This is a genomic window from Proteiniphilum sp. UBA5384 (assembly GCF_002410825.1).
Taxonomy (GTDB): Bacteria; Bacteroidota; Bacteroidia; order Bacteroidales; family Dysgonomonadaceae; genus Proteiniphilum.
Map to the genome: position 1 here is coordinate 61025 of NZ_DHOS01000032.1, position 26014 is coordinate 87038.

Below are 26014 nucleotides of genomic sequence, written 5' to 3' on the forward strand. Positions count from 1 at the left end.
TTCCCCAAGAACCACCTACATTCTGTAATTCCAGCTTCTCTGCGCATATTTATCTCTCCGCAATTCTTCGATCTTTGCGATCTCATCATCCTCAAAAGTATAGATATACTCCCTCCCGAACAATAATCCCATTTGTCGGGCAAATTGACGAAAAAAGTGCGCCGGTTCAGGATCACTCTTCTGATTTTCCCTTAAATATGACCGGATATTTTTCACCGGGCTGGTCACCGAGGCAGTCGCTTTACTTACCAAATTCCTTTTCTCCGGGTTCAACGCCTTTAGTAAAAGTGTGAGATCGGTATCATAAAGTAATGTACCATGATGTAGTTCCCTCCCTTTGGAAAGATGTGATGCGGTACCCGATATCTTGTGTTCATCCAGCCAGAGATCTTTCCTCTTTCTTACTTCTACAGATATATCCAACGCCCGAAGTGCTTCCACTACCGGATCAAGAAAACGGGCACTCAACGGCTCCCCAGTCTTACCATGAATAAAACTGAAATTCAGATTCCCCGTATCGTGATATACTGCCCCTCCACCTGACAAACGACGCACAATCCGTATATCATGCTCTATACAAAAATCCGGATCCACTTCATTCAATACCGCCTGATTGGAACCGATGATGACACTCGATTCATTGACATACAACAATAGAAAATCTTCACCCTGCCTTGAAAACAGATATTCTTCAGCAGCCAGGTTAAATGAAGGTAAAGTAGACTCCGACAGGATAATTTTATTCATATAAAATTAAACTGATTATAGTAATCAACAGTTTCCTTTGTCAAGATATCGAGTTGCGTATAATTATCCGTCTTTACCGGCTTGCGGTATACAAGATACTCGATCAACGTTTTCATTGCCATGAATCCCTGATGTTCAGGCTCCTGACCAATCAGAAAATCTATATATCCGTCTTTCAATCCTCTTATGTTGGATGCGGTTAAATCCATGCAAACTAATCTGATACCATTGATCTTATTTCTGGCAAAATAATCAGAAATGACTCCGCCCCTCGAATTGAGTACGACTACACCTCCTATATTCTGTTGGCTCTGAAAGAATGCCGCCAGCTGCTGATCAACATTCTCCGGATCCATGACAGTGAATGGTATTTTGTGTATATTGTTGGCGATATTCTTGTCTTTCAGATAATCGTTAAAACCCTGCTTCCTCAATATGCTCGTATTGGCACTCTGGTCTCCTATCCTCACCGCCTGTAACATTCCGATATCTCTGCCTGACGGAATGATAGAAGTAATCAGTTTGGCCACCAGATAACCGCAAATATAATGATCAGAAGTAAAGAATGCAAGTGGCATCGTATGGTCCAAAGGTGAATCTACAAAAACATACGGAATTTCCTTCTTCTCCAATTGATTTGTCAAACCCAAAGTTTCTTCCTTGAAAGTAGCCCCAATAATAATTGCATCCGCATTTAACTGTGCAACCTGGTCATATACATCCCGGCAGGAATAAATATCATATTGGTTATAAGTATATACCAAACATTGGATCTTGATGTTCTCAAATTCTTCCAATGCATGCCGGATACCGGCATGGATACTTTCCCAGTATTCCCCTTCCATCACATGGGGAGTGGTAATAATTATTTTATATTTCCTCTTTAAAGATAACCCGGAAATATGGATATTAGGCTTATAATTTACTTTTTCCAATACCCCTTCGACGGCTATACGTGCCGCTTCAGAGACATTCCCCCTGTTATGGAGTATCCGATCAACCGTACCGGCCGAAACGCCGGCCATTTCCGCAATATCCTTAATACGAACTTTTCGCTGCATATAAGGTGGATTTATAAATATATAAAACACCCCTCCCTGTTAGCAAATAAACAAGGCAGGGATAATTGTTTTACAAAGTAACGAATTAATTTTCAATTTTTATAAAAACAGAGGAACGGTTCGGATAAAAGGGAAATATCCGGTAATGTAATTGTTTTGGTATGCCGAAGAAGATATATTACAATATTTTCATAATTTGTTCTTCTAATTTTTCCAGGTCTTTTGTAAAGGCTCTAATTCCTTCAGCCAGTTTTTCTGTTGCCATAGCATCGTCATTCATCATCCATCGGAATGTTTTTTCATCGACAGTAATTTTTTCACTTTCCGATCGTATGGCCGATTCTTCACTTAATTTCTGTTCCAGAATTCCTTCAGTACTTTTCAGTTCTTCGAGAAACTTAGGAGCAATCGTCAATAATTCACATCCGGCAAGTTCCATTATCTCCCCAACATTACGAAAACTGGCACCCATTACCTGAGTTTTATAGCCAAATTTCTTGTAATAATTAAAGATTTTCTTTACAGAAAGTACTCCCGGATCTTCCTGCGCAGGAATTTCCTGAATGCCCCATTCTTTTTTATACCAATCCAGAATCCTGCCTACAAAAGGAGAGATCAGACGAACCCCCGCTTCGGCACATGCCACCGCCTGGGCTACTGAGAAGAGAAGTGTCAGATTACAATGAATTTTCTCTTCCTCGAGTATCTCGGCCGCCTTTATTCCTTCCCAAGTAGATGCCAGTTTTATTAATATTCGCTCTCTCGAACTTCCGGCTGCCTCATAAAGAGCAATTAACTCCCGGGCTTTGACTACTGATGCTTCCGTATCGAAAGATAATCGTGCATCCACTTCGGTAGAAACCCGTCCGGGCACAATCTCTAAAATCTTCAATCCGAAATTAACGGCCAACTTATCCATTGCCTTTGCCAATTGACCGGATTTTCCTGTCATCTGTTTCTTACCATATGCAACTGCATCATCTACTAAAGAAGCATACTTCGGGTCTTGTGATGCAGCATAAATCAAAGAAGGATTCGTAGTAGCATCGACCGGTTTGTAAGCTTCAATAGAAGCAAAATCACCTGTATCAGCTACTACATTGGTATATTGCTTCAATTGTTCTAATAAATTCATAGGTCATTGATATTTAATTAACTATTACTACCTGTCCCGATTCATCGGAATCATCAGATCAATAAATTATCACATCATTATTTGCTGTTAGCCAGTAAATAAGCCTCCGCTTCCACGCTCCACAATCCGTTATGACGGTTACAAATAACAGCCAGTTCCCTGAAAAGTTCGTTGGTTTTACCCAACTTTTCAAAGTCGGATATTGGAGTGAGCAGCATATCGATATGGGTATAAATAAGTTTCTTTCCTCCGGGGATATCGGGCAGGTTATTCGTCGCATCAGCCACCGCATTCAGCCCACCGATATGGGTAATCAGTCCGGCAGGATCAAGACCTTTACTCATTATATCGAGTGCCTCCACCATATCATCATTATTGCCACCACTGGTACCGACAATATGCGTGTAAGCATAATGTACATTATAAAAATTGAATGCGGCGCTAAAATTGGGATCATGGGGTCCGGCAAAGAAATTCAGGCACCCATCGAATGCAAGGATAGCATCTCCCTGCTCAACCACCGGTCTTACCGGTGCGAAGACAAATACATCATCATACCCCGTACCACCGCTCAGAGCTTTTAATCCTCTTACAGGATCAGCCATAACTCCCGTATTGACATAACGGAGATCAATTCCCCGCGAAGCAGCAAAATCAACGGTATAGATAGAGGCAGCCCTGTCCAACCGCACCTGGTCCATATCGGTCACCACCAGAAGTGACGGTTTTCTATCCTCACGATGGAGCACGTAATTGATCGCTGCAAGTCCCATGGGACCGACACCCGCGAGAATGGCCATCTTTCCTCCATCCACAATCTCCATCTTGTGCTCATAGCTGCCGGGAGTAGTATGGTAGTTGGCATGCATGGCACCGATCACACAGGAGAGCGGTTCAGCCAGCGACGCAGGATAGTATCCCTCTCCGGTAAACTTCAACAGGCAATCCTGTTCCATTACTTCATTGGGAATAATCACATAGGTGGAATCTCCGCCGATATAGGGGTAACTGTAACCGGGTGCGCTCAGGATGCCCACGGGACCATTTTCGTAATAGAGCGCCGGCTGAATGGAGAACTTATCCCCGATCTTGAATTTATGCGCCCATTTGGAACCCACTTCCAGCAGTTCACCGGCGAACTCATGTCCGACGATAATAGGGTTCTCTGCTATATCATTGGGAACACGCTTATGGTCAGACCCCTGTGAAGACGCCTTATAGGACGACATACACAACGAATCGGTCACCACCTTGGCAAGAATTTCATCCTCCCTGACAGGAGGCAAATCAAATTCCTCCAGACGTAAATCCTTTTTACCGTACAATCTTACTGCCCTCGTTTTCATTATTTCTTTTTTAGAGTCAAGAACCAAGAACTAAGATTCAAGATTCAAGACGATGGATAGTCCATGACTAATTTATACTACAAAGTGTCTTTAAAACCATTTATCATACGCTGCAATTCTGATAGTTTTTGTTGAAATTGTTCGTATGTTCCAGTTTCAATATAGGATAATTTAAAAGATATCAATAATTCTGTCTCCAATTCATAAGCGGATCCCAGTGATATTTCAAGAAATCGAGCAAAGTCTTTATTACTTGATTTCGCTGAACCTTCGGCGATATTAGTTGGTATGGACACTGCCGCTCTCTGCATTTGAGCAACCAATCCGAAACGTTCAATCTGGGAAAACGTATTTACAAACCGATATATATCTGCAACAAATTCTACGGATCTATTCCAAATGTCTAATTTTTTTTAAAATTATGCATCTCAACCGGTCTTATATCTTTTGTCTACGAAAGCATCACCTGCCCTCCGGTAATCGGCAAGGCCTGCCCCGTCTCGCCGCATTGCTCCATCAGATACAGCACACCTTTGGTCACATCTTCGGGTGTACATCCTTTTCTCATTGGGACTTTAGATAAATAGAACGCTTTCACATCCTCTATAGTTTTTGCTCCGGGCACCTTACCCGCTTTCAGGTATTGCACAAAGAGGCCGTTTTCAGGATCACTCCAGAGAGGTCCTTCATAAAAGTTTCCCGGACAAACAGCATTGACCTTGATACGGTATGGCGCCAGTTCCAGCGCGAAGGACTGGGTAAGCCCGACGCCTCCGAACTTTCCACCGGCATACGCAAAATTGGCTTTGCTGCCTTGCAGCCCGGACTTGGAGTTAATCTGGATAATATCAGTATAATAATCTGCTGGAGCATATTTTGTCTGCAATTTCATCACCTTACTGACCATTTTCGTGCAATAGAAATAGGCATTGTAATTTATTTTGGTAACAAAATCAAAATTTTCTTGTGTCATATCCTCCAAACCACCGGCACGAAGCACTCCTGCGTTGCTGATAAAACAATCGATTGCCCCGAATTGACAAATGGTTTCGTGGACAAGATTCTCCAAACTGGCTATTTCAGCCACATTGGTCTTTACGAAAAAAGCCCGGTTACTTTTCGCTATACGGTTGAATTCTTCGGCTGTGGCACTACCTGCCTCCTCATTCAGGTCGGCAATCACGATATTGGCTCCTTCCTGTAACAGGCATCGCCCGATCCCCTCTCCGAAACCCTGGGCGGCGCCGGTAATCACGATGGTTTTATTTTCCGCACGCCCCCGGGATATCCCGGCTGCCACACTACGGCGATAGTTTTCCACCTCCCAATTGTCTATGAAATCGATCTGCTCCTGCGTCATCGGGTGTGGCCCGCCGAATGAATGGGCGAGATAGGCGACTTTCATCGCGTCTTCGAACACATCCAAGATGATGTCGCATTGCCCGGCATTATCGCCTATGGCCACCAGTCCGATTCCTTTTATCAATATCACCTTAGGTTGATAACCCAATTTCTCTATAAAGGCAGGAATCACTTTCTGAGCTTCTTCCAATACCGCTCCGGGTGTTTCACCGTTCAGGAAAATAGTTTTCGACTTACAATAGACAATGGCATCCGGCGTAAACGGCTTAGCAATATCTATCTGTTTCTCGGGGCTGTCGTAGTAATATTTGATCAGTTCATTTTTCCTCACCTTCAAGGTTTTCAAGCCGTTCGCTGACAGCATCATCCTCAACGCAGGGAGAATTTCTCCGGTACAACGGCAGGTATCTCTTTCTCCGGCAGGTAACGGTGTAGAGACAGTCTGTTCCAGTGTCTGAAATATATCGGAATAAATCTTTTGTATCTCTGCGATGGTGGGCGCGGCGACAAAAATACCATGGTTCTGTAACCAGATTACCTGAGGGTCCTCATTATATTCAATCCGGTACTCTTTAATTCGTTCATATACCTTTTTGAACAACACATAACCGGGATCGGTATATTCCACATACAATGCTTTTTCTCCGAAAAGCCGTTTCAGTTCGGATTCCACATTTTGTGCGCACATCAATCCGTTCACTGCCGTCGGGTGCAGATGCACTACAAAAGGGTAATTGATCACATTGTGCATCGATGTTTCCACCGAAGGCCGTCTCCCTTTGGTGAGGGTTGCATCGGCCAAGTCGTTCTTCACCTGCTCTTCCCGCTCCGCCGGATCAGAGCTATATGCTTTCTCCGACATGCTGTCGAGCTTGTTTCTGTCAAGCACGGCAAAGCCCTCTTCAGTAATTGTGGACAATGCCGCCCCACTTGCTTTCACCCAAAGCTTTTCCCTGTTCTTGTAAGATGTATTACCTCCACCGGCTATCACATAACGGCTGTGTTGTCCGTAAAACCGCGATACAGCAATCAAATCGCGTATTCCCAAACTGTCTTCCATCTTTATCTTTTTCAATTTGAAATGAGTTGATCCCCCAACGTTTCTAATTCATGCCGTTTAGACCGGTCGGCATGACCGGTATGGTCTATATATCCGCTCAGCCCCAGCTTCATTAAATGTTGATGTGCGGCAATAACACAAGCTCCCTTGTAATTAATCTCCAGAAGCTTCCCGGTCAAGGGAACACCTCCCCGGGCAAACAACTCGATGGGCTCCATGGCGGGCGTGTTGTGCTCACTGCCGAAAGTCACCACAAAACCCCGGTCATAGAGATAGGCAGCGTATTTTTCCAAAAGCCGGACATCATTACGGGTGGTGATAAACTCCACCGAATGAAAGTCTCTTTCAGAGAGTTGTATCGTCACCCGCTCCAGGTCATTTTCAAAATCAGTATAATTCCCGTTGGCATCATCCGCTAAAAAGGGATAGGTAGGGATCCCTCCGCCGGCAATGATGATTTCCTGCACAGTTTTCATTGGAAGGAAGGCAGAAGATTCTTCCGGCACAAATGCGGCGCCACCTGTTTTCAACAGATTGGCACGGATTTCATTCTCCACACCGGCAAGATTATCCCATGGCGACTTCAGCGACTTTCCGTCGAAAAGCGACTCCAACAACTCCTTTATTCGAAATTCGTCATTGTCACAAGCCTCATATACATTTATGCGCAACGCCTTTGCCAGATGGCGTTCACGAATTTGTCCTCTGGTCAATTCATCGGTTATCTGACGTAAATCAAGCGTAAAATTACACCCTTTCCGTACAAGCAATTCGTTCAGTTTACCGCACATCGCCTCCACCTGTCGATTGGCCTCATTCCGAACATCGGACAAGATGGTTGCATAGGGTTCCTCCAGCCGAAAAGGATACGACAATCCTTTACCGCTGAGATAGGTACGTCCCGGATTGGCGGGATCATTCACCCGCAATCCGGCTTTCCGGTCTTCCTCATTAAGACTGATGAATTCTATCCCAAAGAGTGGATAGAGTTTCCTCTTGGCACATCCATCTGCCCACTCCTGATATCCCTCGGTAGTATAAAAATCATTGATCCCCACTACTTTCACCTCTTCGGCCACCGCCCTGTCCAGTGCATCGTCCACATTGGGAAACGCACTGAACGAGTACGGCGTATGCATATGCGCGTTTACTTTCACCATCATCACATCATTTAAACTCCTTTTCTCGCTCTCCTTATCAACTCCCCGCCAGTAAAGTTCTGTACCGGACTATAATCCCTAAGCGGTTGGATCTGTTCGTTGACCATATCCAGAAACCAGCTGGGCTGAGGGAAGAACGACTCTTCCAGTTCGTGTGCCGGAGTGATCCAGTTGCGTGAACCCAACACACAGACAGGGGCATCGAGATAGTCGAACGCGAGCTGGCCGATATTGGCAGCAAGGTCGTTAAGGAAAGAGCCGCGCGCAGTGGCATCGCCCGCCACAATGATCTTTCCGGTCTTCTTCACCGACTCCAATACCTTTTCATAATTGAATGGCACCAATGAGCGGGCATCGATCACCTCCGCGCTCATGCCGTATTTATCTTCCAGTTCTTTCGCCGCTTTTAAAGCAGGATAAAGAGTATGGCCGATAGTCAGGAAAGTAATATCGTCACCCTCCTTCTTCACGTCCGGTTCACCGATAGGGATCTCATAATATCCGGTAGGAACACCTCCCTGATGGAATTGCTCGCCTATATCGTAGATACGCTGGCTTTCGAAGAAAATCACCGGATCAGTACCCTGCAGGGCTGCATTCATCAACCCCTTGGCATCATAAGGTGTCACCGGGAAGCATACTTTCAGGCCGGGAATATGAGTTACGAGCGACGTCCAGTCCTGGGAGTGCTGCGCACCATATTTCGATCCTACCGACACACGGACCACCACCGGCATTTTCAGCACATTACCGCTCATCGCCTGCCATTTGGGTAACTGATTAAAAATCTCATCCCCGGCACGTCCGATAAAGTCGCAATACATGATTTCGGGGATCACCCGCCCGCCGCACATGGCATATCCTATGGCAGTTCCCACGATGGAGGCTTCCGAAATAGGAGAATTAAACAATCGATGATAAGGCAACGATTCGGTCAGTCCCCCATAGACGGCAAACGCCCCGCCCCAGTCGCGATTTTCTTCACCGTAAGCAACCAAAGAAGCATCCTTATAGAAACGATCGATGATCGCTTCAAAAATACCGTCCCGCAAATGAAATTGTTTCATCTTGCTGAAAGGCTTGCCTTCGGCGTCGAAAGCAAATCGTTCCTTGTTGGCGATTTTCTTCACCCGTGGATTTTCTTCCATCGGGATCAGTACTTCCGGCTCCTCATCGGAAAAACTATCCACTGAACCGTTGGAAAACATCATATCACCGATCAAATCCGGGTTTTCCATCTTGGGAGAAACCTCGTCATCAATCGCTTTGAGGAACATCTCGTTGACCAGCATGCGTATATTGTCTGAGATCAAGTCGAGGTCGGCCTGCGTAGCGACACCCGCTTCAAGCAACTGCAAGCCATAACTGCGGATACAATCCTGCGATTCCCAAGCTTCCACTTCTTCCTTGGAACGGTACGACGACGCGTCGGAGGGTGAGTGACCGCTGTAACGGTACGTCAGCACGTCCAATAATACAGGACCTCTCTTTTCCTCTATGATTTTACGTTTACGCTTATAAGCATCGATCACGGCCAATGGGTTATATCCATCCACCCGTTCGGCATGCATCTGTTCCGGATTCACTCCGGCCCCAACCCGTGCAGCGATACCATACCCCATGGTCTCGCCACAGGTCTGGCCTCCCATGCCATACTGGTTATTCACTATATTGATGATAACCGGAAGGCCTCCCTTCATATCACCCTCCCAGAGTTGCTTAAACTGATCCATCGCAGCGAAGGTAATTCCCTCCCATACAGGACCGCACGCCAGAGAGGCATCACCGATATTGGCCACCACAAGCCCCGGTTTCCGGTTCACTTTCTTGTACAAGGCAGCACCGACGGCTATATCGCCCGATCCGCCTACAATAGCATTGTTAGGATACACGCCGAACGGAGTGAAGAAGGCATGCATCGACCCTCCCAAACCCTTGTTGAACCCGGTCTTACGGGCAAAGATCTCTGCCAGTGTGCCATACACAAGGAATCTCTTCGCCAGTTCCTTGACCGATCCTTCAAAATCTTTTTTCACAATCTTATAGACCGCTCCATCAAAGAAATTCTCCATGATATCCGTTAGCTTCCGGTCATCCAGTTTATGAATGGCCGACATCCCCTTGGCCAGGATCTCTCCATGCGAACGGTGGCTCCCGAAAATAAAATCATCCACCGTCAATGTCCAGGCCATACCCACCGCTGACGATTCCTGTCCGATGGATAAGTGCGCCGGACCGGGATGATTATAGGGTGTGCCATTGTATTCACCCTGTACTTTGACCAGATTCAACATGGTTTCAAATTCACGGATCAATACCATATCATGATAGATCGCCTTGAACTCCTCTGCGGTAAAATTCTCTTTCTCGTCCTGCACTGTTTTCCGGTACTGGTTTACAGGTATCGGTTGAAACTCCACAAATCCAGGTTTGCGTGTTTCAGCCGGATCTATAAGTTGTATTTTGGGCATTTTATTTCGATTTGTTGGTTTATTGATTTAATTATCATCACATCATAAGAAAACGGTTTCCCTGATAATTTCACTCACGGTGGGGTGTGGAAAGACCACTTCCTGCATCTCTTTCAGCGTCATTTCCTGCTCAATCGCGATACAGGCTCCATAAATAATTTCACTGACAGGATTACCCAGCATATGCACACCGATCACCTCGCCATGCTTTTCACCGACCAGCACTTTACAGAGTCCGCTTCCGCCCTCATTTTCAGCGACAAAACGTCCGGCATAGGCCATGGGCAATTTAAGTACTTTATACGCTATCTTTTTGGCTTTGGCCGACTCTTCAGTCTCCCCCACTCCCGCCACTTCGGGATTAGTATAAACCACCCCCGGAATGGCATTATAACGCATGATATCTGCCCTGCCTGCAAGATTATTCACCACTACCTCACCTTCGCGGCTTGCCGTATGGGCCAGCAATGAAAAGCCGGTCACATCACCCGCGGCATACACACCGGGAATGTTGGTACGCATCTTCTCGTCCACTTTGATGCCACCCCTTACCAGTTCGACCCCCAGGTTTTCCAATCCGAAGCCTTGTGTAACGGGGCGTCGACCGACACTTAGCAATATCTTTTCACCTTCTATCGTATCGGTTTTCCCGTCTTTCTCAAAAATGACCTTATGACCATCTACCTGTGTTACTTTCGCATTCAGGTGGAAAGTAATACCCTTCTTTGCATAGATTCCCCGAAGCATGGCAGATATTTCGAAGTCGAGACCACCGAGTATCTCAGGAAGCATCTCTATCACAGTCACTTTAGACCCCAAGCTATTATAGAAACTGGCAAACTCCATTCCGATCACACCTCCGCCAATAACCACAAGCGATTCCGGCCGTTCGGTCAATTCCAATATCTCGCGATTGGTCACTATAATCTCACCCGCTTCCTGAAGGCCCGGTATGGGTGGTACGGATGCTTCCGATCCGGTACAGATAAGGAGATTCTTTCCAATATATTTTTCACCGTCTCCGATTATTTCAATTCCTTCCGATGAGCGACCGTTGATAAGCGCTTCACCTTTTATCACCGTCACTTTATTGGATTTCATCTTACCTTCCACACCGAGTACAAGCTTCCGGACAATTTTCTTCTTGCGGGAAATCATTTTTGCATAATCAAAACGGATATTATCCCCAAAAACGCCATACAAGTCTCCATGCAAAGCGTTTTCATAGGTTTTTGCACTGTAAAGCAAGGTCTTGGTGGGAATACATCCTTCATTCAGGCATACGCCCCCCATCGCTTTTTTCTCGAATAACGCCACTTTCAACCCTTTATGTCCGGCTCTCTCTGCCGCCACATACCCGGCGGGACCTCCACCGATAATCAGTAAATCATACATAATATTTTCTTTAGTGCCAAGAACCAGAAATCAAGAGCCAAGACTTTAAAAGCGATATTCAAACTGGTTATCGGCATAATTTGTTATTGTGAAAATTTCCAAAGGCTCTACCATATATAACAATCTAACGCCAAACTGTTCACCAAAACTTGCATTTTCTTATTCACACATTGGCACATTAGTCACATTGACTTCGTCCATTTTCTGTCGTCACTCGACAAAGCTCAAACAAGTTTGGCTATGCACTCGTTCCTAAGAAAATTGGCTCATTATATATCCAATTCCAGGTTTTCTATTTCAATCGCAATTTGCTTCAGGAAACGGGTAGCTTCCCCGCCATCCAGTGAACGGTGGTCATAAGTCAGGCTCAATCCTATAAAGGGTACAAAAGCATACACACCATCGCCAATATCCTTGGGACGCGGCACGACGGTATTCACGCCCAGTATGGCCGATTGGGGAAGGTTGATCACAGGAGTGAACATCTCCACCCCATAATTACCAAGATTCGACACCGTAAAAGTGCCCGCTTCCGGGGAAAGGATATCCGGATTCACACTTCCATTCCTGCAGGCAGCAGCGATTTCCTTGAACCGGCGGGCCAGACCGGTTATGGACAGGTCATCGGCATTTCGCACCACCGGCACCATGAGTCCTCTTTCGGTATCTACAGCCAGTCCGAGATGCACTTTATTAAAATAACGGATGGTATCACCCAGAAAATGGGAATTTACACTGGAGAACTTCTTTAAGGCTTTGATTACCGAAAAACACACCATGTCATTGAGGGTTATGTTGGTATCGAGTTGACCCTCATCCAGCATCGCTTTCATTTTTTTCCTCAATGCCAGGATATTCCTTGCATCTGCTCCCAGATGGTGGGTAAGTTGTGCCGAGTGCTGCAAGGAAGCATGCATCGACCGGGCAATAATCTTGCGCATGTTGGATATTTTCCGGTCTTCATAATCATTACCGTAGCCACTGCTCACAGAAGATGACAGGTCGGAAGCCCGAGCCGTACCGGCGAGGCCTGTTCCGGATGATTGCGGACACAGACCCTCTTCGGCAGCCAATTTCTTTGCCAGTGACGTCATCTTCGGTCGGTTCTGCAAAATCGCCTGTACATCTTTTTCTATGATACGCCCTTGGGGACCGCTCCCTAACAGGGCAGAAGTATCAATGGCATTTTTCTCTGCCAATTTCCCGGCACGGGGTGAAACCGGACTTGTACCGGACTGTACGTTTTGCAGAGCAAGATTTTCCCTCTGTCCCGGCACTTCGCCGGTTAACCGAGTAGTTACCTCCGGGTCCGTAACATCATCTCCGGAGGAATGCATACTAACCGGCTCAACTACCTCCTTCAGCAGCTCTTTCGGCTCTTTATGCCCTATCAGCAAGGAAGAAATATCTTCTCCCGGTTCCCCAACAATCATCATATTTTCAAGAACCGGCACCTCGTCGCCTTCCCTGTAGAAGCATTCAAGCACGACACCTCCCGCAGGAGATTCTTCCTCGAAGGAAGCCTTATCCGTTTCATAAGAAAAAAGGATATCCCCTTTTTTAACGGCATCGCCCTTTTTCTTCTTCAACTCCGTTATGATACAACTCTCCACCGATTGGCCCTGTTTGGGCATAATTACTACAACTGCCATTTATACTATGATTTAAGTACATATCCATTCCTTTCACTATATGAATACAAATCTTGCAGATAATATTGACAAAAGTATGGAAATTAGTCCTTCACTCCGATTAAATAATTGATTTTTTATCTGTGATTTTTGCTACAGAAAAAGAATTAATCTACAATCACAAGAATTCCTTTCAATATTGTCAAAAGATGAAGAGGTATTTATTTTGTGGCAACCCCTTTATGAACAATTTCACGCTTTTCCCGTTATATTGTTGATTTAAAGCAAAACCGAACTACGAGTCATGACGCTGAATAATAGACTTATTGAGGCCATCATTGAGCATGCTCAATCAAACAGAAATATAGCGAACCAGTTATCTGATATCTTATCAATTGGAAAAGAAGCTGTATATCGGCGATTGAGAGATGAAGTGCCTTTTTCTTTTACAGAAGCAGGCAAAATAGCCCTTGCTTTGAATATCTCATTAGACCAAATCGTCTCCGTAAAGTCGGAGAACAGAGGTGTATTTGAATTGCAGTTTCCAGACTCGACCGATATGGTCAGAGACTACACCCATTTTTTTGACTATTATATCAAGCTACTCACCGAGGTGGAATCTTATGACAACTCCAAACTAATGATTGTTTATAATTCCCTTCCACCCTCTTGTTTTCTCAATTATGACGAGCTGTTCCGTTTTCTTTTATATAAGAATGTATATCAGCTGAAATCGGATTCAACGTTCGCACCTTATTCCGAGATACCAATTCCAAGTCAACTGAGCCGGAAGCAACATCACATAGCCACTCTTCTTCGTAATATAAAATCCACTTTTTTTATAATAGACTGGACTGTATTTCCTTCATTTATCCACGAGGTACAGCATTTTTATAAATTGGGATTACTGAATTTGGATGAAATGAAGGAGATCCAAAAAGAACTCAACAGGGCAGTGGATGATTTGGAAGGATTTACTGTGTCAGGATGTTTTCCCAATGGGAATAAGGTAATGGTCTATCTTTCCAACATCGATTTCACCTCTTCACATGCATATATCGAATATGGCCCCTATTATTTCGGTCACCAGGTGCTTTTTTCGATGAACATGATTATGTCACAAAATCCGGATATATGCCGAAAACAAAAATCATGGATCGATATCCTCATCAAGTACTCCACACTCATCTCCCAAAGTGGGGAGATAGAGCGGATAAGGTACATGAAAACCCAAAGGGAATATATCGCCAATATGACCGATCTTTCAACCTTTATTTGATCGTTTTTACAAATCTGCGATGATCTAACTGGTCATTTTCTCCGTAACCGGCTCCTCTTGTATTTACATATCCTACCACCATACTCATGCGCATGGGATAGGTAAGATCCGGATTTCTCAACGTTGAAGACCAATAGAAATAGGTAGGCGCAGTGGACGCTCCGGCTGCCGGATACCTGAGGATACGAGGAAACTTTGCATCCACACTATACATCCCTGAAGCATCCGGCATATCTACATTAAATTTTTCAAATCTACTGTTTTGCTCCAAATAATCTTTATAAATGTAGATCAAATTAAGCTCACGCATTGTAGGCAATCGTAAGTTGGCATTTCCCGCTTCTCGAGTAGCCGCATTAAAAGTTACTTCTCCTTCAACATTTTCTGTTCTTCTCGAATAGGATGTATATCTTGGGGGATTGGCCGTAAAACGATATACATTTTGTTCACTGCGATGTGTGGGATCCACCCAAAATTTCCGGGCAACTTTGTTGTTTCTGATTTGGGGTTCATTCCATGAGTCATTGGTAAAATAATCATCACTCAAAAAATCTTTTGGATCCATCGTCACCTCATGCCCGGCACTGACAGGGCTATTGTTATTGGTCAAACCGTCAGGCTCCAGATTCGGATCCAAATTCCTGACGCACCTCACAGCAATATATTCTTTTGAATGGTAACCCCTCATCGTTTCTCCGTATACAAAGTTCACGCAAGGAACATTTGTATCACCGAACAGGGGGGGCAACTGTTCATTAATTTGGGGATAGGCAGTTTCATGTGTGCTATTAAAGTTAGATCTGGCAAAATAGGGGAAAGCAGGAGATGAATAATCCCCACTGGCAGCCATTTCTTCTGTTCGAAAAGGAGAGGTATGACGGCTGTCACTGTTATCTGCCACCCACACCCCCAACAATTGCGAATAAGAGGGTGCATACCACAAATTTTCTATATCGGCCGGAGAATGTGAACGACAATAATCTGCAATATTCTTAAGACTACCCGTGATATAAGTGTCAGTCGTTCTTTCCACCACCAGATAACGATCGTATTGATATTTATCCGGACCGTAATTACCTGATACAGACCTGCCATTTGCCGCCAATCGTGCATAATCAGGTCTTATACTTTCGTGGCCGAAGAATCCCACCAGATCGGCATTGGCTTGTGCCAAAATCAATTTATGACGCTCACCTTCTTTACTGAGCGAGACATACACATCTGCAAATCTGAATCCTTCCAATTCGGCATTCTTTGCGGCAAACCGTCCCATCCTCATCGTATTGAGATGTTCATGGAATTGTATTCTCACAGGTCCATTATTTGATCTGCGCCATTGTTCGACCGTTGTTCTATTTTTATAGTCTGTCGACCTGCAATTAAAAGTTGAAGGAGCATCAGCCAACATCACCCAGCTGAGATGTGTGGGGGCATCAGCAGGAAATTTGCCGTTCTCCACATAGCCTCCATCACTTTTACGCGTTGGCATGAGCCTCACATCAGAGACAGAAGGAGAGGCAGTACCGGCAGGATAAGCAATATTGGTAAAATGACAATCGATATATTGCTCTCGTCTGACTTTAATATCTTTGGCCAAGGTGGTATATTTGACTGTCACTGATGTCTCATCTCCCGCCTTAAAATTATCAGGCAAACTCCCCACCAACAGATATTCTTTCATTCCCGGTACAGGTTTGCCAAATTCGTCATATTTATCAACCACAACTATTCGGGAGTTTAAAACACTTCCGGCATTGAGGATTGTGATGTCGGAAGAATCCCATCCACCGTTTTTTTCATTGGTAATGGTAGTCAATACGTATTCATACCGCGTCTTGTTTCCCGCAAACCCTCGGGTAAAATAGGTCGGTTTCCCATAAATAGTAACTGCCAGATTAGAGAACCCGAGAAAATTCCCTGCTCCGTTTGTAATAAAATTATAGGCATCACTTACATCCGCGATGATATGTACCACACTTCCGTTGAGAGGATGCTCCAGTGCTTCCGCTTCGGTATCGAACCCATATCCGTTGACAGTAACTTTTAAGTTGTAATTGGTATTTCGTGTGAAATTGAGGTATTCCTTTTTTGCCTCATTATAGAAATCTATGCGATAGAATCCCTCTTTTCCCTTATAACGACCGTGCAGCATAAAGAATGTGCGATTATCCAACGGAAGTTTTTCATCTTCCGCTTCCTCGGCAACATTGAGACGTTCCGCCGAGTAAGTGACAGTATATTTGTTATAACCAGCCTCATTATAGAATTCCGCCTCGTTGGGGGCATCATTTTCAGGGGTAGGAAAAACAAACCCCTTATCTTTCAATCGAAAGACCCTGTTCCCCAAATACTGAAAGTCACCTCCTTCTTGAATATTAAAAGTAATTTTGGCCAATGAACGGATTAACCGTATGCGGTTCTGTTCAGTACCTATCGAGGTCTGGGTACGAAAATTGGTTTGTATCTCACCGGTCATCGGGAAGAGTTGTCCGTTGCCATTATTAACGGCATAGGTCAATTTTCGAATTTCGGTCCAGGTTTGTCCTACGGATATATCTTCGGTTGCCGTATTTGCCAGAAAACGAATCGTCGTGTTATTGTTCGACGGGCTGTCGAGTTCAACTTTTCCATTGATTTTCGTTCCCTCTACAGTAGTATAAGTAACAGCTTTTTTCTCTAAAAGTGTATTGTCTTCCCCTGCCCCGTCAAACACGAGCAGCCACAAAGAGTTTATTCGGCCTTCACCGTCATGAGGTCCATCATGGGATGCTCTTACTTCCCCCTCTACCTGTATCTCGTCCGGAGTTGTAATATATACACTGAAATTAGTATTACTTTGCACAACATGTGGTGAGTCAATTTCTTCACTTATACATGAGCAAAGGAGTAGCGCCAAAGACCAAATCAATAATACTTTTATCTTCATATAATTATTTTTTGACTGATTGATACTGCACACCTTCGAAAAGGTCTGAACCAAAATCAAACAACAACCGCTTCAATTGTGATGCTGAACACTTTTTTCCCTGCTGTGGAAAAATGGACCAGTACCGGCACTTTTTCTTTACCTCCAAAGCCATCTCCCCGGTACTTGACGGTCAACAGGTAAGAGGCTCCGGGATGACCGGAAGGGTTCGCAGTCCATTCCAATGAAAAACCACTCTCTTGCACCTCATAAAAATCACTCTCTGTCAAATCAAGATTTGTGTATATAATGAATTGCTTTTCTCCGGAAAAGCCGCCGCTTGCTACAGATGTAACAGGCATATATTTGGAACTGATGTCGACGAAAGACTCTTTGGGTACAGCAATATTAATCTCACCATATATATTATTCCATCCTTCCACTATATTATATACATCCAGTTCGTAGGTAAGCAACTTACCATGCAACAATGTATTCAGCCGATAAATTGTGTTTCTGCGGATATCATAATTCCTCCCATTTCCGCTGTGTTGGAATAGAGGAATATCGTAATTAAAGTCCTCACCTCCACCGGAAGCCACGATTCTGATTTTTGTGGCATCTGTTTCGCTACCATCAATATTTTTCCGTTCCGCCATATACCGGTTAAGAATGTTTCCGGTAAAGGGTGCGCCTTCTGTGTGGAACACATCATTTGTCACATCGTAATTGTCTTCGGTTATCGGTTCTGTCAACTCTTCAAGTAGTGCATATTGACGGTTGGCATTAAAAAGAGAGACAGACTTTATCGTATAATACTTGGCAGTCTCGAACAACATTCCGGTCTGTGTGTCTACATTACTTATATTTACCTCCACCTTAGCAATCGTACGCTTGAGCTCTATGGCAGGATTTATCACTGCCGGGGTCAGTTCGGAGGCCGATTGATCGTAGGGTATGGTCATCTCTTGCAATCCCAGCATCGGGATACCCGATCGGCCTGTCACCGCAAGAGATAATTCTTCCGTTGTGGTAATGGTATTTTCTATATTCTGCAGTAGCTGATTATCTTGTAATTCCTGTTGGTGGATAATTGTCTCTAATTTCCACTCCTTCTTCTCATTGGCAACCAGCACAAAGAGATAGTCGGCCGGTTCTATTTTCAGTTCCATCTGAATCTTGGTAATTGTCGTCCCGGTACCATCAGCATATTGATAAGATTTTTCTCCCGGGTCGGTTACTACTCCCGGTTTTTTAAACAACACATTACGTTGTATCGCTCCGTCTTGGTCAAAAGCCATAACACGCACAGTACCTATATTATTCTCCAGCTGAGTTCCCTCTTCTTCTTGCTCTTCATATCCGGCAGTCTCCTCATTCACCATTCCACTCCTGATAGAGGAAGCATCGCCATTCATAGGCTTCGCATAGCCGACATCAATGGTTGCAAGAATCCTGACAGGCATCTCTTCTCCTGCCAAAAGATGCTCACTTCCCACTTCACACCCTTCAATCAAAGCACATAAGACAAAGAGAATAAGATAAATATAATTATGCAGCAATTTCTTTTGCATATTATTCAACTATAACCTCTCTTTTTATCACATTCCAATCGTTGACGACCACTTTCATCAACATATAATTTTCTCCTTTTTCAGGATTCTCCTGAAAAACGATCACAATATTAAAGTCATGATCACATTCCAATTTGTAGGGAGGTTCACCCGAGTCTCCCCGATACATGATTAAATCGTCTACCATATTCACCTCATATACCACCTTTCCGGTTGTAGTATTCGTGATGGCAAGTCGTACATTCCTACCTTCGGCTAACTTCATCACTACAAAATCGGTTTTTAATAATTTACCGTTACGGCTGACAGTCGACAAATAATCAAAACGTGAGTCTTCGGCAAAATCACCGTTAAAGTCATATACTCCGTTATTATCGGTAATTGACACACTATAATCATCACTCTCAGATAAACCATGAATAGTAATACGGATACGGTTTGTGAGCTCCTGCATGTTAAATTCGACCTCATCGAAAACAGTTCCTTTACCCGTTCGGTCTTCAATAGTCAAAGGATCTGCCTCTCCCCAATAAATTACCGTAGGTTTTCCGGTATATTCAGACGATTGTCTTTGCAAGGCAACCAAAAGTTCATTTTTCTTTGTTCCGCCCTTTTTAAATGGTGTAAAGTCATAAGTAGACAGGTCGCTTCCGCCCCATGCCACAAATGTAAATGTTCCTATCCTGTAGAATGATGTCATAAGCCGGTAATCGGCAGAAATTTTAATATTGTCGCTTTGGAACATCTCAACCAAAACTTCATTTTCATCAAATACAAATACTTTCACCTGCTTGATTTCCTCGGGATATTCCCTCCCGCTTGCACATGGTGATTGTCGATAAAAGCTAAAGTAGACACCTTGTGGACAATCCTTTAAATCGTCGTACAAAAGAGATTCGCATCCTGTTGTGAATAACAGCATCCCAATCAGGATTAGCAAGATATTTAATTTTCTTCGCATTTGAGTTTATATTTGGCAGACAGGATAAAATATCAACACAATCAAACGGGAAATTCCCGTTTGATTGTATCGATCTGAATAGAGTAATTATTGCAGGACAATACCTTCGCGTATTACTACATTCCAAGGAAGCACAACCGCTTCCACTCTCATATAGGTTTCGGTAGGTTCTACATTGGGATCAGTAGGATCCGGCAAATCGTTTTTCTCATCTTCTTCAGGTCTTGGTAAGTTCGGGTCGTTGGGATCTGATTCATCCCAAGGAAATCCTAAACCTGCAAACTCGAGAATATCCAGCATATAAGCATTATTACGACGTGTGTCGGCATTTACAATCACGTTGGGTTTACTACCATCTTTCGTTTGACGATTCCAAAGTGTACGGTAACCGCAACGTCCGTCGGTATAAGTATAATATTTCTGTCCCGGTGCAGTCACGCTCGATTCGGCAGCCTTAGAAGAGGCATATAGCAGTCCATCTTCCACCCCTTTATAAAAGGTTTTTCCTTTTTCTATTGATCCACTCGTTAACTTCCATACCAATACACCTTCAACGGCGCCGGCGTCGTCTTTACCGGCTTCACTATAAGTTCCATCATCATTCTTCACATAATATTTCCCTGTACCCTCTTTGGATACCAGATTCGATTCGTCACCATCGACTGTAAGTACCGATTCAGGATGATAAGTAGCATACACTTTTGCATACGCAAAGCGATAGTAACCCAAATCCTTCATATCGGTTCCGGAGATATCGCCGGAATTTTCAAGGAAATAAAACACCCGGGTAGTAACGGCATCTACAGCGGCACCCGCAGCGTTTACCTCTTTAGCAGTAGAAATATCTTTAGAAACGTTATCAACACCAAGACGAACCAATCCGGCCGTATAAGCTGCATCACTTTCTTTAACGGGTGCTATCTCATGGATTGCCGAAGTAAAATCCGCATATGAGTTATCATCCTCTTCGCCCAAGGTCCTCTCCCCTGCATTATCTTTAAAAAGATATGTTTTGGTAGCACCGTTCACCGCCGCATAAGTGAGATCACTGACAGTAGCTACTTTGGTATTTCCTTGTTTAATATCACCATTAAAATCAGCCGACTTCCTCACGATTCCCTTGCTGACAACACGTTCCACCGCTATTCCGGCAAACACGTTATCATCTTCGTTTGTACCATTCATTGCCTGCAGTTTGGTGATACCCGGTTGGATATCTTTTTCAAACATAGCTGAAGTCATGGTGAAGTTAGGAGACATCAACCGTGTTACCTCTCCTTCATATACGGTGGTACCGGTGGCTTCAGCATTCCCCAATGCAACTCCATTGTCATTAAATACCAAGGCCATTTTGTGTTTACCCTCTTTGGTTGCCCAAGGGGCAGTATTGTATTTAGTATTACCTTCAGCCCAAAAAGTATTATCGGCACCCGCATTGTCAGCGAAAGCCCAACTTGCATTGCCTGCCGTACTCAGCATTTTGAGAGTACGCATTGTCTGTTCAGCATTGGTTCCGGCATTGTCTCCTTGAGAATCATCCAATGCACGGGTACCATTCTTTTTCACTGTTATACTTACACTGGAGTAAGTAGTTCCTTTTGCCATATTTCCACCGTTGTCGATTTCGTCCTTGTCGGAACAAGATACCGCAACAGCAATCATGACACCCATCAAAAAAAATCTGCTTATTTTCATAAATAAATAAAAATTAAAAAAATTAAAATTGCTCTATATTCGCTATATATCAGATTGGTCGAAACGCTATCAAAGCTTTTAAATTAGCCAATCATCAAAATAAAAATTCATAAAAATGACTATTCTCCTATATATTTTATCAGTTGCTCCATATTCTGTTTTGCAAGAGCATCCCCTTCCTCAGCCGCTTTGAAGAAACAATCTTTGGCCTTATCATAATCTTCCATCAGCGCATAACCTGCACCCAACACGTTCCATACCTTTGGTTCATTTTCGAATTGCTTCAGACGTTCTATCGCAACACTGTATTCACCATCCTCGATTTTGGCAACTGCTACATTCAGACTGACAATCACATCATCGGGATGGTGTTTCAAAGCTTCAGCAAAGAGTTCATTGAATCGGTCGCTTCCGGCTTGATATTGCTGAGACAGGAAATAGTATTCGTTGAGCGACATCTCTGACGGTCTCTCCTTATATCTTTCCTTCACTTGTGCGAGGTTGAAGTTTTCCTCTACCTCATAGTCTATATTCATTTCAATACGCCTTATCCGGGGGTAGTAATCATGAAGCAGGATTTGATACACACTTCCGCCATCCAGTTTTTTCAATGGTTCATCTCTTTCGTCGGGGTTGGCGATATTGTCAATAATATCCAATACTTGTTGTTTGTGCCTCAATGAAGAGGCCTCAATCTGCAATTTCAATTCTTCCCAATCTTCACCGCGACCGGAAACACGCATCATATTTCTTGGCAATTCATGCTCAGCGGCAATATAGTCGGCAAAAGCATTAGCCCTTCTGACCGACAACTTTTTGTTGTAATCCATCGAGGCTTCAGGAGAAGCATATCCTACAATTTCGACAGCTGTGATCCGGGCTCCCTCAATATTTTTAACTCCACTCACCAGATCGTTGGCGCGCTTGATGGGTACAGCATTATTTTTATAGTCAGGTAGTATATCCGCCTCATCTACTCTAAAATTGATTATTCCCAAGAAATTGACCGCCCTCTTGGTCGGTTGCACTACCGGAGATACATAGTTAATCTTTGGAATAAATGGCTCTTTTATGAAATTGTCAGCGATAAGAAGGATATCACTCCCTTCATCGCATGAAGCACATCCTGTGAGGTTTGCCAACAAGTCTAGCGAAGACTTTCTCATCCATGGCTCATAAGGAATGATTTCCCTATACACTACCTGTTGTGGGCGCCCATTGCTCCGTTTGATGATCTGTCGGGGCATAGGATCCAAGTCAAGCTTACCCTGTAAACGTTGCATCCTCTCCAGGACTTTACTTCTGGCGGAACCAACCAGTAACACGGGACTAAGTATTATCTCCCGGTCCCCTTGGGATGAGGTTAATCTTGGTGTGATATACATCATCTGCTCCGATTTAACCTCCAACCTGTCTAGAATAAGATCGAAAGCAATCGACAGCATTCCTTCCTCTTGAATGAATTCTTGATTATCGACCCTAATATACTGTAAGTAACCTGTTTGACCGGGAACAACTATCGGAAAAAACAATAATAGAAAAAGCAGGTATTTTAGTTTCATAATCGTTACTTACTTTATAAAATAAATTAAGGAGACAGCCGCTTTTGTGACTCCGAAATAGTTATATTTTCCTTCGCTCACTTTAGCACCACAATGTTGACATGGATACTTATCATAATGTATTCGGGCATATCCTCCTCCCATGCTCAACTCTAAATTCCACAGGGGATGTATCAACCATTGATATCCATAACTTACACCTGCCCCATAGAGATAGCCTTCGTAGCGATGATCCTTCAGTTTGGATAATCTTCCCATCGGGATATCCATGCCACCCACATTAAATTGCATTCCATGAAGGTGTAATCCTACAAAATGTTTCATAAAAGGCTCACAGAACCAATATCTTATTTCCGGCTGGATCATCAGATGTTTCAATTTCCTATTTTGGGAAAAAGTCCATAAGTTTACCCCCAAAGGAACATCCAAAGTTGTTTTTCCTCCGGTTCTAAACTCTGTCCCCACGGCAATGGTGGTGGACGCATCATAAAGGATATTGGTTTTTATCCCAATTGTCTGGGATTTAGAACATATCGAAATCAGTAACGATATGATTCCGAAACAAATCCGTAACTTTCTTGACATATAACTTCTATTTCGATAAAAAAGCTGTAATTCCTTAATTTCAATCTCTAATCACAAGAGAACCCACCGATAACCACGTAAACATTAAGAATATGAATATATCTTCTCATTCTATCAACCATAGCATGCTCCAATAGAGCCACACAAAAGTATGATTCCATAAGAATATAAGTCGTCCGGTTTTCAGGTTTTCCCCAATTATATTTTTCTATTTAGGGAACAGACAGACTTAAAAAATGGCTTATATAGGAAATAAACAGATGAATAGTTTTTGTAATTTCGATTATCGAAACAATAATTTAAATTACAGTCTAAATACGAAAAAACAGCAAGCAATAAATGATATTTAGAATATGAATGTGAACGCTAAAAGAAACCAATCGAAAATAAATAGAATAAATAGATTAATGCAAGAATTTCCCCAAGACTTATGTTATTGCCTTCATGGCTTGTTTGTAAAATATATTTTTTAATCCGGTCCTACGTACAGTATGAAGTATGTAGGACCGGATTTTCCATGTAATAATATTTCTTAGTCCCCACTCATTTTACATTAAATGCAATTCTTAATTCATCGATCTCCTTGTCACCTATAGGTTGCAGAGATCCAATTGAAGCGGCCATCACCAGAGAGTTCGCTGAGAATTCAGCCACTTCCAGGTAATCGAAAGTATTCAATAATTTATCACCGGTGACAAAAACACTGTCGTTCTCCACCAGGATAACCCGGTTATTGTTGAACATTTTTGCCACGCTGTCCACATCATTATAAATGAGCCCGAATGGTATGGAGGGGACGTCCTGCAGGAAAATCCAACTTTCGGGGATAGTGCGTACATCAAATCTTGATCCACTCACCGCATGCGCCATCAAGTTTATGGGCTGAGTGCAGATGATAGAGTTGATATGCGGGTTCAACTGATAAATACGTTGATGCAGGGCAACCGACCGGCTGGGTGTTTTCCCCGCTTCGGCCATGCCATTCTTTACCTGCACAATATCCCCGGGCACAATATCCCATCTTGCCACATTACGGGGGGTAATGAGAAAATCATTGCCCTTCCAGCGTACCGATACCGTACCGTATGTTGATATCATCAAACCCTGATCACAAGCACGGCGGATAATGTTCACCATTTCGGTGCGGATTGCCCGCTCCTCAGAAGGATGCTCGATATCCATAAAACCAGGAATATTGGTTGGCAGGTGATTTACATATTGGGATACCTGTTCATCACTCAGATAAATTACCTGCCCCAGCCTTTTGGCATTCACGATGGTACGGCAGCAAAACTCCAGCGTTTCAAACCGTTGATAGGCGTCCATCATGTCTGTTCCACCCAATACCACTCCATGATTTTCCATAATCACCGCTTTATAACGGTTATCCTTGAATTCAAAAGCAATCTTCTCGCCCAGGTCTTCACTTCCCGGGGTACCATAAGGCGCAAAACCGATATCACCGCAAATATTATGTGCTTGGGGGACAATTTTGGTATCCGGTACAATGCCGGCGATGCTGAAAGCGACGAGTGCCGGCGGATGTGCATGGATAATGGCCGTTATCTCCGGTCTGGATTCATAAATAGCCTTATGAAAGGGGAGTTCCGAAGAAGGTTTGTGCAACCCGAGAACGGTTCCGTCCCTTTTCACCTGCATAATGTCTTTGGTAGTGAGCGAACCTTTGTCCACTCCCGAAGGGGTGATCCAGATATCACCGTTCTTATCCCTAATAGAGACATTTCCTCCCGAAGTAGTGGTCATCCCTCTACTATATATTCTTCCGATGATCACATTGATTTGTTCTACCGGATGCATCAAATTGACATCTAATTGTTTCATATATCTTATAATCAAAAGTCAAAAACCAAGATTTTTTAAGTTAATAATTAAAAGTGAAAATCCTGACAAATATATCGCATTCAGCTCTTCCGTTCATTCAATAATTGATTTTTCTTCTATTATTTTTGGCATAAAAAAAATGCGTGATGCATTATCAAAAAACACAGTCATAAAATCATTTATCTGATTGTATATATTCAATTTATCGTGTACGTTTGCAAACAATCTAAAAAAAAAATCGAA

At 43.6% G+C, this 26014-nt stretch carries 18 protein-coding genes; 1 reads left to right on the plus strand and 17 read right to left on the minus strand.

Annotation, left to right across the window (positions count from 1 at the left end):
• Nucleotides 1–15: 15 nt before the first annotated feature.
• The 10 genes from B4G81_RS06580 to B4G81_RS06625 all read right to left on the minus strand — a co-directional run bounded on the left by B4G81_RS06580 (nt 16) and on the right by B4G81_RS06625 (nt 13389).
• Nucleotides 16–747 (minus strand): lipoate--protein ligase family protein, encoded by a 732-nt coding sequence (locus tag B4G81_RS06580; RefSeq protein WP_294081191.1) that lies wholly within the window; start codon nt 745–747, stop codon nt 16–18.
• Complete coding sequence (locus tag B4G81_RS06585; RefSeq protein ID WP_294081192.1) at nt 744–1808, minus strand: substrate-binding domain-containing protein; 1065 nt, start codon at nt 1806–1808, stop codon at nt 744–746. The genes B4G81_RS06580 and B4G81_RS06585 overlap by 4 nt, the downstream gene beginning before the upstream one ends.
• Before the next feature lie 178 nt (nt 1809–1986).
• On the minus strand, nt 1987–2943 hold the full coding sequence (gene tal, locus B4G81_RS06590; RefSeq protein WP_294081193.1) for a transaldolase: 957 nt from the start codon (nt 2941–2943) through the stop codon (nt 1987–1989).
• Between the two features lie 77 nt (nt 2944–3020).
• Nucleotides 3021–4289 carry a zinc-binding dehydrogenase gene (locus B4G81_RS06595; protein ID WP_294081194.1) on the minus strand — a complete coding sequence of 423 codons (1269 nt, stop codon included), beginning with the start codon at nt 4287–4289 and terminating at the stop codon, nt 3021–3023.
• A gap of 77 nt (nt 4290–4366) precedes the next feature.
• The gene (locus tag B4G81_RS06600; RefSeq protein ID WP_349678741.1) at nt 4367–4690 is read right to left on the minus strand and encodes a four helix bundle protein; all 324 of its coding nucleotides are present in this window, start codon (nt 4688–4690) and stop codon (nt 4367–4369) included.
• A 50-nt stretch (nt 4691–4740) separates the two neighbouring features.
• The gene (locus B4G81_RS06605) at nt 4741–6711 is read right to left on the minus strand and encodes an SDR family NAD(P)-dependent oxidoreductase (protein WP_294081195.1); all 1971 of its coding nucleotides are present in this window, start codon (nt 6709–6711) and stop codon (nt 4741–4743) included.
• An 11-nt stretch (nt 6712–6722) separates the two neighbouring features.
• Nucleotides 6723–7874, minus strand: coding sequence for a PHP domain-containing protein (locus B4G81_RS06610; protein WP_294081196.1), 1152 nt, complete (start codon nt 7872–7874; stop codon nt 6723–6725).
• An 8-nt stretch (nt 7875–7882) separates the two neighbouring features.
• Entirely contained in the window at nt 7883–10342 is a 2460-nt protein-coding gene (locus tag B4G81_RS06615; RefSeq protein ID WP_294081197.1) for an alpha-ketoacid dehydrogenase subunit alpha/beta, read from the minus strand.
• Nucleotides 10343–10384: 42 nt separating this feature from the next.
• Nucleotides 10385–11737 (minus strand): dihydrolipoyl dehydrogenase, encoded by a 1353-nt coding sequence (gene lpdA / locus B4G81_RS06620; protein ID WP_294081198.1) that lies wholly within the window; start codon nt 11735–11737, stop codon nt 10385–10387.
• A gap of 269 nt (nt 11738–12006) precedes the next feature.
• Complete coding sequence (locus B4G81_RS06625; RefSeq protein ID WP_294081199.1) at nt 12007–13389, minus strand: dihydrolipoamide acetyltransferase family protein; 1383 nt, start codon at nt 13387–13389, stop codon at nt 12007–12009.
• A gap of 283 nt (nt 13390–13672) precedes the next feature.
• Between B4G81_RS06625 and B4G81_RS06630 the strand changes: the two genes are divergently transcribed.
• Nucleotides 13673–14647, plus strand: coding sequence for a hypothetical protein (locus tag B4G81_RS06630; RefSeq protein WP_294081200.1), 975 nt, complete (start codon nt 13673–13675; stop codon nt 14645–14647).
• Here B4G81_RS06630 and B4G81_RS06635 read toward each other — a convergent pair.
• The 7 genes from B4G81_RS06635 to B4G81_RS06665 all read right to left on the minus strand — a co-directional run bounded on the left by B4G81_RS06635 (nt 14640) and on the right by B4G81_RS06665 (nt 25771).
• Nucleotides 14640–17573, minus strand: coding sequence for a hypothetical protein (locus tag B4G81_RS06635; RefSeq protein WP_294081201.1), 2934 nt, complete (start codon nt 17571–17573; stop codon nt 14640–14642). The two genes, B4G81_RS06630 and B4G81_RS06635, sit on opposite strands and share 8 nt — an antisense overlap.
• 56 nt (nt 17574–17629) lie before the next feature.
• Entirely contained in the window at nt 17630–19126 is a 1497-nt protein-coding gene (locus B4G81_RS06640) for a hypothetical protein (protein WP_294081202.1), read from the minus strand.
• Nucleotide 19127: 1 nt separating this feature from the next.
• On the minus strand, nt 19128–20087 hold the full coding sequence (locus B4G81_RS06645) for a FimB/Mfa2 family fimbrial subunit (RefSeq protein ID WP_294081203.1): 960 nt from the start codon (nt 20085–20087) through the stop codon (nt 19128–19130).
• A gap of 87 nt (nt 20088–20174) precedes the next feature.
• Complete coding sequence (locus B4G81_RS06650; RefSeq protein ID WP_294081204.1) at nt 20175–21782, minus strand: Mfa1 family fimbria major subunit; 1608 nt, start codon at nt 21780–21782, stop codon at nt 20175–20177.
• 119 nt (nt 21783–21901) lie between these two features.
• Nucleotides 21902–23344: an OmpA family protein gene (locus B4G81_RS06655; RefSeq protein ID WP_294081205.1), complete on the minus strand. Its 1443-nt coding sequence runs from the start codon at nt 23342–23344 to the stop codon at nt 21902–21904.
• Nucleotides 23345–23353: 9 nt separating this feature from the next.
• Nucleotides 23354–23929: a DUF3575 domain-containing protein gene (locus tag B4G81_RS06660; protein WP_294081206.1), complete on the minus strand. Its 576-nt coding sequence runs from the start codon at nt 23927–23929 to the stop codon at nt 23354–23356.
• A 543-nt stretch (nt 23930–24472) separates the two neighbouring features.
• Nucleotides 24473–25771: a class II aldolase/adducin family protein gene (locus B4G81_RS06665; protein ID WP_294081207.1), complete on the minus strand. Its 1299-nt coding sequence runs from the start codon at nt 25769–25771 to the stop codon at nt 24473–24475.
• Between the last annotated feature and the right edge of the window lie 243 nt (nt 25772–26014).